Raw genomic sequence first — 15,147 nt, forward strand, 5'->3', positions numbered from 1 at the left:
TGTTTGTTGCAATCAGCCAAACAGCACAAGGCTGCTTTTGACCGTGACCCACACGCCCCAGAGAAGTGGTATTCCGACGGCTGCCCAGGCGAGTGCGGCCTTGGCGTCCAAGCCACCCCTGCCGATACCGAAGGAACCGGTGGGCCCTGCATTGGCGGCTGCAGTCTTGGCCTGAAGTGTCGCAACCTCCGCATCCGACATGAACCATTTCTCCGGCAACGGCCGGACAAACGCGTTGGCGATGAGGCCGATCGCGAGCATCCCCGCCAGGATGTACATGGTGCTGGTATAGAGTGCGGGACCCGGCGCGACACCGGCCGCAATCTGTGCTTCGCGGATATAGTTGACGACAACAGGCCCGGCGATACCGGCCGTTGCCCATGCCGTCAGCAGACGGCCATGGATCGCGCCGACAAACTGCGTGCCGAAGATGTCGGCAAGATAGGCGGGAATGGTTGCAAAGCCGCCGCCATACATCGACAGGATGATGCCGAGGGCAAGAACGAAGAACGCCTTGGAACCCATCGTTGCCAGCGTCGGGGCCAGCGCATAAAGAATGATGCCAAGCACGAAGAAGCAGAAATAAGTGTTCTTGCGGCCGATCTTGTCGGACATGGAAGCCCAGAAGAAGCGGCCACCGATGTTAAACAGCGACAGCAGGCCCGTGAACCCGGCCGCGATGGCGGCGATCGATGCTTTCTGCTCGATATTGAGGTCAGCAAAGCCAACGCCGGGCAGACCGATCAACGACCCCGCGAAAATCTCCTGCAACATTGGCGATGCCATGCCGATCACGCCGATACCCGCCGACACGTTGAGGCACAGAACCGCCCAGATGAGCCAGAACTGCTTCGTCTTGTGCGCATCACGCAGATGAACGTGACGATTGGTGATCATGGCACTTTTGGCCGCCGGGGCCGTCCAGCCTTCCGGACGCCAGCCCGCCGGTGGAATGCGGTAACCGAAGGCACCCGCCATCATGAAGACGAAATAGATCAATGCCATGACGACGAACGTTTGCCAGACACCGACTGAAGTATCCGTCTTGAAGGTATTCATGAGCAGATTGGCAAGCGGTGCGCCGATCATAGCACCGCCGCCGAAGCCCATGATGGCCATGCCGGTTGCCATGCCGCGCCGGTCCGGAAACCATTTGATCAATGTCGAGACCGGCGAGATGTAACCGAGACCAAGACCAACGCCGCCGATGACACCTGCCCCGACCCACATCAGCCAGAGCTGGTGCGTCATCACGCCAAGCGCTGCAACCAGAATGCCGCCGCACCAGCAGCAGGCGGAAACGAAGCCGGCCTTGCGCGGCCCGACCCTTTCCAACCAACCGCCCCAGATCGCCGCCGAGCATCCGAGCAAGACGAAGAAGAGCGTATAGATCCAGCCAAGATCGGCCACACGCCAGTTGCACTCCGTGGTGAACAGTGCCCCGACAAGGGTAAGGCTGGAGCAACTGGGGTCCGTTGCCGGCAATGCCTTCGACAGCGGCAGCCAGAAGACGCTGAAGCCGTAGGCCATGCCGATACACAAGTGAATGGCCAAAGCCGCCGGCGGCACCAGCCAGCGGTTGAAGCCGGGTTTTGCTATGATCCGTTCGCGGTCCAGAAGCCCGGCTTGCGCCGGCCCTCCCGCAGATACGCCTGCTACTGCCATCGACACTACCTCCCTCGTGAATGTCTGGACAACCATGATACGCCCGCATTGGCCGCATCGACCGGGCGTTACCGAGATCGCCGGATGTCCCCCATCCGGCAATACCTGTTTGCGGCGTGTTACCGCCTGGCTTTACGTGGTTTCGGGAATGCTCGGTTCGGACAAAGACTCGCCCGCAGCAACGCCCTTGCCCTCCGGCGTTCCCGTGGCATCCTTGCCAAGCCCGACCGCATCGGCGGCGGGCACCCCGGGCCTCTTGATCTTGAGCGCTGCTGCGAGCACCAGCGGCAAAAACTCCCCGGCACCGGCATCAACCATCTCGAAAAACCGTTTGCGCATACGGGGTTCCCAGAATTTGTTAATGTGGGTGGCGACACCCTCAACGCGGATATCCTCCGGCTGGGAAAGGAAAAAAGTCGCGATCTGGTTCGCCATTCTCACCAGTTTTTCGTCGGTGTGATTAAGCAACATGGCTGTTTTCCCCGCGCCGCCTGACGGACGACGTTCACGTTTTCAAAAGGCCGGGATTGCCCCGGCCCCGATTATTCGGCCGCCTCGAGCTTGCCTGCGATCCGCCGCGAACGGCGGCTGAGCGCGTCATATCCTTCCTGCCATTCGGTCGGCCCGTTCGAGGGCGAGACCTGAACCGCGGTGACCTTGTATTCCGGACAGTTCGTCGCCCAGTCCGAGTAGTCGGTGGTAATGACGTTTGCCTGCGTGCCCGGATGGTGGAAGGTGGTATAGACCACCCCCGGCGCGACACGATCGGTGATCAGCGCCCGTAGCGTCGTATCGCCCGAACGGCTGGCGAGCTTGATCCAGTCACCATCCTTGACGCCACGCTGTTCGGCATCATGCGGATGGATTTCGAGACGATCCTCCTCATGCCAGACGACGTTTTCGGTGCGCCGTGTCTGCGCGCCGACATTGTACTGCGACAGGATGCGGCCGGTGGTGAGCAGCAGCGGAAAGCGCGGGCCGGTACGCTCGTCCGTCGCCACATATTCGGTGCGGATGAACTTGCCCTTGCCGCGCACGAACCCGTCCACATGCATGATCGGCGAGCCTTCCGGGAATTTTTCGTTACACGGCCACTGCACCGAGCCTCTGCTCTCCAGATAGTCATAGGAAACGCCTGCAAAGCTCGGCGTCGTCGCGGCGATTTCATCCATGATCTGCGACGGGTGCGTATAGTTCCAGTTCAGCCCCATGGCCTGAGCCAGCTTCTGGGTGACCTCCCAATCCGAATAGCCGTTTTTCGGCGACATGACCTTGCGCACACGATTGATGCGGCGCTCGGCATTGGTGAACGTGCCGTCCTTTTCGAGGAAGGTGGAACCCGGCAGGAAGACATGCGCGTAGTTCGCCGTCTCGTTCAGGAACAGGTCGTGCACGACAACACATTCCATCGCGGCAAGACCGGCTGAAACATGCTTGGTGTCCGGGTCCGACTGGAGGATGTCTTCGCCCTGAATGTAGATGCCCTTGAAACTGCCATCGACGGCTGCATCCAGCATGTTGGGGATGCGCAGCCCCGGCTCGTTGTTGAGGGTAACACCCCAGAGCTTTTCGAATATTTCCCGGGTGGCATCGTCGGATATATGACGATAACCGGGAAGCTCATGCGGGAAAGACCCCATGTCGCAGGACCCCTGCACATTGTTCTGGCCGCGCAACGGATTGACCCCGACACCGGGGCGACCAATGTTGCCGGTCGCCATGGCAAGATTGGCAATCGCCATGACGGTCGTGGAACCCTGGCTGTGTTCGGTAACGCCAAGTCCGTAATAGATTGCGCCATTGCCGCCCTTGGCAAAGAGCCTGGCGGCACCGCGCAGCTCCTCGGCGGGTACGCCGGTAAAGCTTTCTGTTTCCTCCGGGCCATGCTGCGGTTCGGCCACGAAGGCGGCCCAGTCCTCGAATTCCGACCAGTCGCAACGCTCGCGGATGAAGGCCTCGTCGAACAAACCTTCGGTAACGATGACGTGGGCAAGGGCTGTCAGCACCGCAACATTCGTTCCGGGCTTCAGCGGCAAATGGAACGACGCCTCCACATGCGGCGTGCGAACGAGATCGATGCGGCGCGGATCGATGACGATCAGCTTGGCGCCCCGGCGCAGCCGCTTCTTCAAGCGTGAGCCGAACACCGGGTGCCCGTCCGTCGGGTTGGCGCCGATGACGAGGACAACATCAGAATGTTCGACGGAATCGAAATTCTGCGTTCCGGCAGAGGTGCCGAACGCCTGCCCCAACCCGTACCCCGTCGGCGAATGACAGACGCGGGCGCAGGTATCTACATTGTTGTTGCCGAAACCGGCACGGATGAGCTTCTGGACCAGAAAGGTCTCTTCATTGGTGCAGCGAGAAGAGGTGATGCCGCCGATGGATTCGCGGCCATACTTGCCCTGAATTCGCTGGAATTCGGAGGCGACATGGGCAAACGCCTCGTCCCACGTCACTTCGCGCCACGGGTCGCTGATCTTTTCACGGACCATCGGGTTGAGAATGCGGTCGCGGTGGCTGGCATACCCATAAGCGAAGCGACCCTTGACGCAGGAATGGCCACGGTTTGCCTGACCGTCCTTCCACGGCACCATGCGAACCAGCTCTTCGCCACGCATTTCCGCCTTGAACGAACAGCCGACACCGCAATAAGCGCAGGTGGTGACCAGCGAATGTTCGGGCTGGCCGATGTCGATCACCGATTTTTCAGTCAGCGTCGCCGTCGGACAGGCCTGCACGCAGGCGCCGCAGGAAACACATTCGGAATCAAGAAATGCCTCGTGGGCGCCGGGCGAAACGCGGCTTTCGAAGCCGCGCCCTTCGATCGTCAACGCGAACGTTCCCTGCACTTCCTCACAGGCGCGCACGCAGCGTGAACAGACGATGCACTTTGACGGATCGTAGGTGAAATACGGGTTGCTCTCGTCCTTGGGCATCCAGTTGGCGTTGAGGTCGCCATCGCCGGCACGGGCCTTCACATGGTTGTCGCCATCATAGCCGTAACGCACGTCACGCAGGCCGACGGCGCCGGCCATATCCTGCAATTCACAGTCGCCATTTGCGGCGCAGGTGAGACAGTCTAGCGGGTGGTCGGAGATATAAAGCTCCATCACGCCCTTGCGGATCTGCTTCAGGCATTCCGTCTGGGTGTGGACGACAAGACCGGCCGCCACTGGCGTGGTGCAGGAGGCGGGGGTGCCATTGCGGCCCTCCACCTCGATGAGACAGAGGCGACAGGAACCGAAGGCATCGACCATATCGGTGGCGCAGAGTTTGGGAACATCGATGCCCGCTTCTCTCGAAGCACGCATGATCGACGTTCCCGCCGGCACGGTGATCTCGCGGCCGTCTATCGTTAGCGTGACCATCTCTGTCGAGGTGGATTTTGGTGTTCCGTAGTCGATTTCAGATATAAGGGCCATGGTCTTACTCCGCCGCTTCGACACGTGGGATGGGTGCAAAATCCTGCGGGAAGTGCCTGAGCGCGCTCATCACGGGATAAGGCGTGAAACCGCCTAGCGCGCAGAGCGAACCGAACTTCATGGTTTCGCAGAGATCCTCAAGCAGCGCCGTATTTCGCTCTGCTTCTATTCCAAGGGAAATCTTGTCGACCGTCTCGACACCGCGTGTCGAACCGATCCGGCATGGCGTACACTTTCCGCAACTTTCGACGGCACAGAATTCAAGGGCAAAACGCGCCTGGCGCAGCATATCGGCGGTGTCGTCAAAGACGACGATGCCGGCATGACCGATCAGGCCGCCTGCAGCGGTAAATGCTTCGTAGTCGAACAGCGTATCAAACAGCGACACCGGGAAATAAGCGCCCAATGGGCCGCCGACCTGAACCGCTTTGACCGGCCGGCCAGTAATGGTGCCGCCACCGATTTCGTTGACCAATTGCCCGAGCGGCAGACCGAAAGCGGTCTCGTAAAGCCCGCCATGTCTTATGTTTCCGGCAAGCTGGATCGGGATCGTGCCGTGCGAACGACCAATGCCGAAATCCCGGTAGAACGCCGCGCCGCGATCCATGATCACAGGGATCGAAGCGAGAGAAATGACATTGTTGACTACCGTCGGCTTGCCGAACAGCCCCTGCAGGGCGGGAAGCGGCGGCTTGGCGCGCACCGTGCCGCGCTTGCCTTCGAGACTGTTGAGCAGTGAGGTTTCCTCACCGCATACATAGGCTCCGGCGCCCATACGCACCTCGAGATCGAACGCGCGACCCGAACCCAGCACAGACGCGCCGATCACCCCTTCTCGCCGAGCAATGTCGATGGCTTTTTCCATCGTCCTAACGGCATGGGGATATTCGGAGCGGGTGTAGATGTAGCCCTTCGTTGCACCAACCGCGAGGCCGGCAATGGCCATGCCCTCGATAAGGACAAAGGGATCGCCTTCCATGATCATGCGGTCGGCAAAGGTGCCGCTGTCGCCCTCATCCGCATTGCAGATAATGTATTTCTGATCGGCGGTGGCATCCGCCACGGTTTTCCACTTGATACCGGTCGGAAAACCGGCGCCACCCCGTCCGCGAAGGCCGCTATCGGTGACCTGTTTGACGATCTCCGCGGGGGTGAGTGCAACGGCTCTCTCCAGCCCCTTCATGCCCTGGTTGGCACGGTAGTCTTCCAGCGAAAGCGGATCGGTCACGCCGCAGCGCGCAAACGTCAGGCGCGTCTGATTCTTCAGGAAAGGGATTTCTTCGGTCAGCCCAAGACAGAGCGCATGATCGCCGCCATCAAGAAAATCCGCATCGAACAGCCCGGAAACATCAGAAGCTTTGACCGGACCATAAGCAACGCGGCCATGATGGGTGTCGACCTCTACCAGCACTTCAAGCCACAGCAGGCCGCGCGAACCGTTGCGGACAAGGCGAATATCAAGATTGCGGGCCGCGGCCTCACCCTGGATTGCTTCGGCAACGCGGTCGGCACCAACGGCGAGTGCTGCGGAATCACAAGGTACGAAAACGGTCACGCTCATCGACGCACCTCCGCCAGAATGTCGCCAAGACAGTGCTCATCCACTCTGGCATGAACCTCGCCATCCAGCATCAGCGCGGGTGCCTGGGCGCAGAGCCCGAGACAGAAGACCGGCTCGAGTGTGACCGAGCCATCCTTTGCCGTCTGGTGCCAGTCGAGACCAAGTTTCCCCTTGATGGTGTCGGCAAGAGACTCGCAGCCCATCGACTGGCAAGCCTCGGCCCGACAGAGCTTCAGCACATGGCGCCCGCCGGGATGGTCGCGAAAATCGGGATAGAAGCTCACAACACCATGCACTTCGGCACGCGATACGTTGAGGGGCCAGGGCGATCACCTGTTTGACGCTATCAGGCACATAGCCGAATTCTTCCTGCACCCTGTGCAGGATGGGCAGCATTGGCCCTTCCATATGCAGACAGTCGTCAATGATAGCCTGCACACGCGTCGCCTCATCTGCGGCGACAGCACGAATATTCATGAGCCAGTCCTCCCAAACCGACAGGTGGTGAGCGTTTGAACCGGAGGACCTCCACATCCTTATCCGGCGCGCCGCGCTGCCTGATGGCGAAAGAATGGCGAGCGGAGCAAGATCAGGTCAATATCGTCTTTCCGTCAGTCGATAGGAAATTTCTATCAAAAGCGGAGGCCGCGACGCGCAATCGGGCCTCATGCAGCAGTGCGGAAACGAGTGGCGTATGGGGTTCACGATAGGTGGCGATGAGGCCGACAAGATGCTCGGCATCGGGCTCGACAATCGGGATCATTCGAATCTGTTTTGGAAAACCAAACGATTCCGCGATGTTACGCGGCATAATTGAAGCCCATTGTCCGGTTCGGATATGGGAAAACAGTACAATCATCGAATTGGATTCGAGCGTGGGTTTCGCTTCAACACCCGCTTCGGCCATGTGCTTGTTGATAATGCGGCGGTTTTGCATGTCGGAAGTCAATAGGCAAAGCCGAAGACCAGAAACCTGCTTCCAGGTCACGCTCTCTTGATCGGCAAGAGGCGTGCCTGCGGCCGCAATCAGGTGATATCGCTCCGAGTAAAGCGGAACCGTCGTTACCCTGCCCAGAGGTTCGTTGTCGAGATAGGTGATTCCCGCGTCGATTTCGAGATTTTCGATCTGGCTGAGAACCTGCAACGACGTGCGGGAGGTGACGGAAAACGTGACTGCCGGGTGACGCGCCTGAAAGGGTTCGGTGAGCCTGGGCACCATGGCAAGAGCGGTGGGGATGACGGCCAGCCGGATATGGCCGGCGAGACCTTTACGCGCAGCGCGCATTTCCTCCCGCATCGTGCGTGTATCGGCAACGATACGCCTTGCCCATTCGAGAACCCGCTGCCCCTCCGGCGTCAGGCCCTGATATCGCGCCGCACGCACGACGAGCACGACACCGAGCTGATCTTCCAGTTGCCGGATGGCCGCAGACAGCGTCGGCTGCGATATGCCGCACTCCTCCGCGGCCCGCCCGAAATGCTCCGCACGCGCAAGTGCAATGAAAAACTCCAGCTTGTCGATCATCCTGCCTCCCATCCCGCGCGACCATTCTGCGGACCGGCGCGAAAGCAGACACTAGAGCGAGGCGAGCTTTGTCGCAAACGCCGTGGAGGCGCTTTGCCGCACCCGCGTTTCCCGGTCAGGCGACGAGCTTGGTTTCCTTCACCCGCGGATAATCATAGGCATTGACCTTGGATGTCACGTAACCCGCGCCCACCAGGGCTTCGGCCAGCTTGACGGCGGCCGTGACACCATCGATGACAGGGACGCCGGTTGCCTCGCGCAGCCTGTCGCACAGTGCGGACATGCCGGCGCAACCGAGGATGATGGCTTCTGCCGCATCTTCTTTCTTGGCCGCTTCGATTTCGCGGATCAACATCGCCTCGGCTGCAAGCGGATCCTCTTCAAGACCCAGCACCGGCAGATTGATGGCACGAACCCTACGGCAATGCCGCTGTGCACCGTAGCTATCGACGAGATCTTCGATAATGGGGATGGAGCGCGGCAGCGTTGTGATGATGGAAAAGCGGCGGCTGATCGTCATCGCCACCTGAATGCCGGCCTGGCAGATGCCGATCACGGGACCACGCGCGACTTCGCGCGCCGCATGCAGGCCCGGATCATCAAAGCAGGCAATGACATAGGCATCGACGCCCAGCCGCTCGCCCTTGCGGATTTCCTCCAGCATGCCGGGAACAGCCAGCGCCTCATCGGCCCCGCCTTCGATACTGACCGGCGTATCGACAGGGTTTGCAGCGGAAATCTTCGTATCCGCCTGCCTGACGCGCAAGGCGCTCTCGAGCGCCTGCGCCGTCATCGAGGCGGTTGAGTTCGGGTTGATCAGACGAATATGCATTCAGGTCAGCCTTTCGGGACTGTCACTTGCCATCTGGCTTGATGAAGTCGGTAATGGGGGGCGCCTTCAAGACGAACTGGCGATCCGAGGTAATGTAATTGTCGGCATGGAGGCGTGCGATCGGCTGGTATCGGTCCGGATCGACATAATGCCCCTCCTTGTCGAGGCAGTCCCTGTGGACATGCATGTGCACGACTTCCCCCAGCACCAGCGTCCGCCGCGGATAATCGATCAGACGCTCCACCCGGCACTCGAAGGCGCAGGGCGATTCCGCTGCAAAGCTTGCATCGATCTTGTTGCAGGGCGCCGGCGTCAGCTGCGCCATGGAAAGTTCATCGACCTCGCTGTCGAAACCGAGGCCGCAGACAAGCATATGTTCGGATATAGTCATATCGACCATGTTGACGACAAACTCGCCGGTGCGGCGAATATTGGCCATCGTGTCCTTCTCCTCGCCATTCAGACGCGGCTGGATTCCGAGAACAACGATGGGCGGATCATGGGAAAAGACGTTGAAAAAGCTCATCGGCGCTGCATTGTTGTGGCCCGCTTCCGAGCGGGTCGTGACAAGCGCTATCGGCCGTGGACCAATAAAATTCGTCAGCAACCGATAGCGGCTCTGTGGCTCAAGCGTGGTGAAGTCGAATTCCATGACACTGTCCCGTTTATAGTATACAATATTGTTTCATATTGTTGACAATTGTGCAACCAAAACCCTGTTGAAACAGTTGACTTTTTCGGCGGCATCACGCTTTTCTAACCCTAATGGAGAGCGAACAAAATGACCGAGCAGAACGGCCAGTCCACACAGCAAATTGTCGAGAAAGTCTGGCTATCCATCGCTGAGCGGCGGCTGCGTCCCGGCGTGCAGCTGAAGGAAGAACAACTGGCGACAATTTTCAGTGTCAGCCGTGCACGTATCCGTCAGGCCCTGTCCGTTCTGGAGCGCGACGGTCTCGTCACCATCGTTCCCAATCGCGGCGCCTTCGTTTCGAAACCATCGGTCGAAGAAGCCAGAGACGTGTTTTTCGTGCGTCGCACCGTGGAGCAATGTGTCGTTGAACGTCTGTGCAAATCGGCCACCAAGGCCGATCTGAAACGGCTTCGCGACCATGTCGCCAAGGAGCGCGTGGCCAATGCTCACAACATCACCACAGATATCATCAAGCTCTCCGGCGGGTTCCATCTGCTGCTTGCGGAAACGGCCGGTTCCGATTTCCTGTTCACCACCATGCGCGACCTCATTTCGCGTTCCTCTCTCATCACCGCCGTTTACCGCAACACCGACCGCTTCAATTGCGGACCGGACGAGCATGCGGAAATCGTCGATGCGATTGCCAATAACGACCCGGCGAAAGCCACGCATCTGATGACCCACCATCTGGAACACGTGGAAGCGGAACTCGATCTCAGCGAAATCCGCGACCTTTCCCACGATCTGCGCGCCGCACTCGCCTGACCCGACGGTCAGACGAGTTCTCTTTCCTTCACAACCAGCTCTTCTTCGTCCGACACCAGATGGCAGGCGACACGTGTGCCGCCGACAAGCGTGCGCACCTTTGGCACCTCCGCCGAACAGCGCGCCGTTGCAAGCGGGCAACGCGGATGAAACGTGCATCCCGATGGCGGTTTGAGCGGGCTTGGAACTTCACCGGCAACCAGTTCCCGGTCACGGCGCGGCGCGTCGATATTGGGAATGGTCTGCAGCAGAAGCTGGGTATAGGGGTGACGCGGGCGGGCGAACAGCTCCTCCGTGTCGCCCTCCTCCACGATGCGGCCAAGATACATGACCGCGATGCGATCCGACATGTGGCGAACCACGCTCATGTCATGACTGATGAACAGATAGGTCAGCCCCAACTCGTCCTGGAGGCGTCGCATCAGGTTCAGCACCTGCGCCTGCACCGATACATCGAGTGCCGATGTAGGCTCGTCACAGACCAGAAACTCGGGCTCACTTGCCAAAGCGCGGGCAATGGAGATGCGCTGACGCTGGCCGCCTGAAAATTCATGCGGAAACTTTTCGCCGTCCGAAGCAGACAGACCAACCGTCAGCAACAGTTCCTCCACCCGTTCCATGGTCTGGGCCCGGGTCGCACGAAGTTTCAGTTCGCGGATGGGTTCGGCAATGATATTCTTCACCCGCCAGCGCGGATTGAGCGAGGCATAGGGATCCTGAAAGATCATCTGCGCCGAAAGCGGTGTATCCTTGCGACCCTTGGCGAAGTGGAAATCACCCGCGCTTGGCCGGAACAGCCCGGTCACCAGACGGGCAACCGTGGACTTGCCGCAGCCGCTTTCCCCTACGATGCTGAGACAGCCGCCCGCCGGAACCGTAAAATCGATGTCGTTTACGGCCTGGACGAATTGCCGGGGCTTGCGCTCAATGATCCGGTTGAGCCATGGGGCAGAGACATCGAAGGTCTTGGTGAGGCCCTTGACCGTCAATGCGGGTGTTCTTTGAACCGGCGTGTTCATGCTGTACCTCCTGCATTCATCCAGCAAGCGCTGGCGCCATCACCCACCGCTTCCAGTTCCGGCCGCTCGCGAAGACAGCGCGGTCCTGAGAACCCGCAGCGCGGATTGAAGGCGCATCCGGGCGGGATGGCGTCGAGACGCGGCATGGCACCGTCGATCTGGTTGAGCCGTTCCACTCGCGCGCCGAGCGAAGGAATGGAGGCCATCAGGCCCTGCGTATAGGGGTGCCTCGGCGCATGGAGAACCTGTTCGACCGGCCCCACCTCTATCAACCTGCCAGCATAAAGCACGGCAACGCGATCGGCTGCCTCGGCGATGACGCCCATATCATGGGTGACCAGCATGACAGCCGTCTGCTTTTCCTTGCAGAGCTTGCGCAGCAGCGAGATGATCTGCGCCTGGATCGACACGTCAAGCGCCGTCGTCGGTTCATCGGCGATGATCAGTTTCGGCGACGCCGCAAGTGCGAGCGCTATGACGACGCGCTGGCGCATACCACCGGAGAATTGATGCGGATGGTGATCGACGCGCTCTTCCGGAGATGGAATACCGACATCACGCAAAAGCTGGACTGCGCGTGCCTTTGCATCCCTTTTCGAAAGCGGCAGATGTTGGCGGATTGTCTCCACAAGCTGCGCGCCAACCGTGAACAGCGGATTGAGCGAGGTGAGCGGATCCTGAAAAATCGCGCCGATTTCCCGGCCACGGATGCTTTCCATCGCCCTGTCATCGAGTTGATCGATACGACGCGACCCAAGCCATATTTCGCCATCCGCGATGCGACCCGGTTTTTCGAGCAGGCCCTGTATCGCAAGGCCGGTCATGGATTTTCCGGCACCGGACTCCCCGACCACACCGAGGATTTCGCCAGGGCGGATGGAAAGGCTGATATCCGAAAGTGCCGTCACCGTTCCCCGGCGGCCAGGGAACTCGACTTTCAAATTGCGGACATCGATAACCGACTGGTTCATGTCATCCATTGGTATTCACCTCCACCGGGTAGCTCGGGGGGAAGATTTCCGAAACGGGCGGATTGGCCCAGCTTCGCTCCGGATATTTCGCGATCAGCCCATCGAACTGTGCCTGCGCCTGAATGCGGGCGCTCGCCATGTCGATGTTCGCGACCTGTCTTTCCCGCATGGAGAGACGACCATCGACAAACACGGCGCGCGTGATTTTGCCTGAACCGCCGGTGACAATTGTTGTGATCGGATCGAGGCTCGGCGCCATGACCGTGTCATCCAGATCGAAGACCGCGATATCGGCGCGCGCACCCTTGGAAAGATGTCCGAGATCGGAGCGACCCAGCGCCCGAGCGCCGCCGAGTGTGGCGGCGTCGAACAGATCGGCTGAGCGGACCTTATCTGGAGCACCGTCATTGATGCGGCAGATTATGAGACCGACAAGCAGGTTCATCAGCATGTCGGCGGGCGCCGTATCGGTGCCCATCGCAATGTTTATTCCAAGCTGGCGGCACGCGGAGAAGGACGACAGCGTACTGCCGCTTCTGGCCGACACCAGCGGACAGTGGACGATCGACACGCCGTTTTCCGCATAGAGCGCCAGATCTTCCTGCGTCGCATTGGTGGCATGCGGCGCGATAAGGCGGTCGCTCAGCAGGCCTGCTTTTGCGAGCCATACCGGCGCGGTTGAGCTATGCAGCTTGCGAACCGTGTCAACTTCCATGGTGCCCTGCGCCATATGCAGCCGGAATTTGCAGCCGAGATCACGGGCGGCCGCATCGGTTCTTTCCAGCAGGGTGAGCGTCGATGTTTCAACCCTATCAGGTGCCAGAAGGCCGCGGACGAGGTCGCCGTGTCTTCCGGTCTGCCGTTCGATGAACGACACTGCTTCCTTCAGCCCCTGAAGACCGCGCTCCTCATCGAACACGGGCACCATGCGTCCCGGCTCTTCCAGCACCATGCCGCCGGAGCGGAAGGCGGGGCTGAGATAGACCCGGAGACCAAGTTCGCCGGCAGCATCGGCCGCAGCCTCGAATTCAGCGACCGTTTCTCCCCATTCACGATAAAACAGCGAGGCAATGGGTGCCGCCGTGGTGATGCCGTTGAGGAGAAGCTGGCCAAAGGCGAAACGTTTCTGGAAGGCAAGCTCCTCCTCGGAATACATCTCGTAAGGACCGGCCTCGACATAAGAGCGCGGCCAAACACGGCCCTTCGCCCAGCCGGGATGATTGTCGATCCCCAAAATAGTCGTATCGAAATCGGAAAGCGCATCGAGGTCGATCAGGCCGGGGCTGATCAGAGCATTGCCGAAATCGACGCGGCGCGCGACCTCGCCTGGAAAGCCATGGCCGACAAAAAGGATTTCGCCGTTCTCGAAAACCACTTCGCCGTTTTTCAACAGCCGGTGAGACCCGTCCTTATGACCGACCACCCAGCTTGCGGTGAGCAGCGTGCGACCGGAGGGGCGTTCACCGAGAGCGATAGACTGTAGCGGATTGCTCATCATGGCGCCTCCACCACCGCCTTGCCGCCTCTGGCGGTCACGCGTCCGCCCTTTACGACCATGGGCCGCGGCGCGACATCGACAACGGCATGGGCCAATGTTTCGCCGGTCAGCAGCGTGAAATCGGCGGAGCAGCCAACCTCAAGACCGTAATCCTTGAGGCCCATGACATCGGCACCGCCCTGCGAGACGACATGCAGGACATGCGCAAGCTCGATATCCGAGCGCAAGCCGTTCTTCATGCCGATGATCTTGGCCCGGTCGAGCATATCCGGCTGGCCCCAAGGTCCCCAGGTATCGCGAATGCCATCACAACCGCCGCCAACGCGAACGCCGGCTTCCTTCAACCGCATGATCGACGGCACGGTTGCCGAGGGCGCGCCCGTCGTCAGGATCGCCACATCGAGCCGGGCGATTTCATCGATCAGCTTGCCGACCCTGATGTAATCATTCATGCCCAGCGCAAAGGCGTGGCTGATTGCGACCTTGCCTTCCATGCCATTGGCACGAATACGCTCGAAGATCAGCTCCATCGTGAAGGCGCCGAGATCGGCAGCCTCATGCAGATGAATGTCGATCGGCACGCCGTGCCTGACCGCGAGTTGAAAGAGGATATCGAGCTGACCTTTGGGATCGCGATCGATGCCGCAGGGATCGATGCCGCCAAGGACTTCGCAACCCTGTTTCAAGGCCTCGTCCAGCAGCTCCACCGTGCCGGGCATGACCATGACGCCGGACTGCGGGAAGGCAACGACCTCTATGTCGATGATGCCTTTCAGCTTCTCACGTGTTTCCCATATGCCTTCAACAAGCTTCAGGCCGTGGGTCGGATCGATATCCACATGGCTGCGGATATGCGTGCCGCCGTTTGCAGCAAGGCCGATGGCGTGGCGCATGGACTGGCGGTGCGGATCGATACCGATCTGGGTGCGGTTCTCGCGCTCGAAATCGATCCGTCCGCGCAGGATGGCGGCACGGTTGTTCTCATGCCAGGGCATGCCCCATGTCGTCTTGTCGAGATGGGTGTGTGCATCGATGAGACCGGGCGCGACGATTGCGCCGTTGCCATCCTCGACCGCCATGCCGGGTTCGGCTTCGAATTTTCCAAAACCGGCAATCTTTCCCTGTCTTACCAGAATATCGCAGGTGTCGCCCGCCATGGGCCTGACGTTGCGGAGCAGAAGATCGTACATGG

General features: G+C 60.1%; 12 protein-coding genes and 1 pseudogene. 1 reads left to right on the forward strand and 12 read right to left on the reverse strand.

The genetic code is table 11. The features are described from left to right. Positions 1-12: 12 nt before the first annotated feature. The 8 genes and pseudogenes from QE432_RS00625 to QE432_RS00660 form a co-directional block, all read right to left on the reverse strand. On the reverse strand, positions 13-1,665 hold the full coding sequence (locus tag QE432_RS00625; protein WP_111801907.1) for an OFA family MFS transporter: 1,653 nt from the start codon (positions 1,663-1,665) through the stop codon (positions 13-15). A gap of 132 nt (positions 1,666-1,797) precedes the next feature. Then, complete coding sequence (locus tag QE432_RS00630) at positions 1,798-2,136, reverse strand: formate dehydrogenase subunit delta (RefSeq protein ID WP_019566726.1); 339 nt, start codon at positions 2,134-2,136, stop codon at positions 1,798-1,800. A gap of 71 nt (positions 2,137-2,207) precedes the next feature. Then, the gene (fdhF, locus tag QE432_RS00635) at positions 2,208-5,090 is read right to left on the reverse strand and encodes a formate dehydrogenase subunit alpha (protein ID WP_306622905.1); all 2,883 of its coding nucleotides are present in this window, start codon (positions 5,088-5,090) and stop codon (positions 2,208-2,210) included. A 4-nt stretch (positions 5,091-5,094) separates the two neighbouring features. After that, the gene (locus QE432_RS00640; protein ID WP_111801908.1) at positions 5,095-6,651 is read right to left on the reverse strand and encodes a formate dehydrogenase beta subunit; all 1,557 of its coding nucleotides are present in this window, start codon (positions 6,649-6,651) and stop codon (positions 5,095-5,097) included. Then, positions 6,648-7,128 (reverse strand): annotated as a pseudogene (locus tag QE432_RS00645) (formate dehydrogenase subunit gamma). Before QE432_RS00645 ends, QE432_RS00640 begins: the two are co-directional and overlap by 4 nt. A gap of 112 nt (positions 7,129-7,240) precedes the next feature. Continuing rightward, positions 7,241-8,176, reverse strand: coding sequence for a LysR family transcriptional regulator (locus QE432_RS00650; RefSeq protein WP_004431358.1), 936 nt, complete (start codon positions 8,174-8,176; stop codon positions 7,241-7,243). A 115-nt stretch (positions 8,177-8,291) separates the two neighbouring features. Then, a complete protein-coding gene (locus QE432_RS00655) occupies positions 8,292-9,008 on the reverse strand; it encodes an aspartate/glutamate racemase family protein (RefSeq protein ID WP_013761066.1) in 717 nt (238 codons plus the stop codon). Between the two features lie 22 nt (positions 9,009-9,030). After that, a complete protein-coding gene (locus QE432_RS00660; RefSeq protein ID WP_013761067.1) occupies positions 9,031-9,660 on the reverse strand; it encodes a flavin reductase family protein in 630 nt (209 codons plus the stop codon). Between the two features lie 129 nt (positions 9,661-9,789). On the opposite strand from QE432_RS00660, the gene QE432_RS00665 reads away from it, so the two are divergent. Then, entirely contained in the window at positions 9,790-10,467 is a 678-nt protein-coding gene (locus QE432_RS00665; RefSeq protein WP_004431355.1) for a GntR family transcriptional regulator, read from the forward strand. Between the two features lie 8 nt (positions 10,468-10,475). Here QE432_RS00665 and QE432_RS00670 read toward each other — a convergent pair whose 3' ends face one another. Genes QE432_RS00670 through QE432_RS00685 form a run of 4 tightly spaced genes read right to left on the reverse strand, consistent with a single transcriptional unit; the run spans position 10,476 to position 15,145 of the window. Beyond that, positions 10,476-11,486, reverse strand: a complete 1,011-nt coding sequence (locus QE432_RS00670) for an ABC transporter ATP-binding protein (RefSeq protein ID WP_111803985.1) — start codon at positions 11,484-11,486, stop codon at positions 10,476-10,478. Next, positions 11,483-12,466, reverse strand: a complete 984-nt coding sequence (locus tag QE432_RS00675; RefSeq protein WP_004431353.1) for an ABC transporter ATP-binding protein — start codon at positions 12,464-12,466, stop codon at positions 11,483-11,485. Before QE432_RS00675 ends, QE432_RS00670 begins: the two co-directional genes overlap by 4 nt. Beyond that, complete coding sequence (locus tag QE432_RS00680) at positions 12,459-13,952, reverse strand: amidohydrolase family protein (protein ID WP_306622917.1); 1,494 nt, start codon at positions 13,950-13,952, stop codon at positions 12,459-12,461. The genes QE432_RS00675 and QE432_RS00680 overlap by 8 nt, the downstream gene beginning before the upstream one ends. Then, entirely contained in the window at positions 13,952-15,145 is a 1,194-nt protein-coding gene (locus QE432_RS00685; protein WP_065660320.1) for an amidohydrolase family protein, read from the reverse strand. Before QE432_RS00685 ends, QE432_RS00680 begins: the two co-directional genes overlap by 1 nt. Between the last annotated feature and the right edge of the window lie 2 nt (positions 15,146-15,147).

It is taken from the genome of Agrobacterium sp. SORGH_AS_0745 (assembly GCF_030818995.1).
GTDB lineage: Bacteria > Pseudomonadota > Alphaproteobacteria > Rhizobiales > Rhizobiaceae > Agrobacterium > Agrobacterium tumefaciens.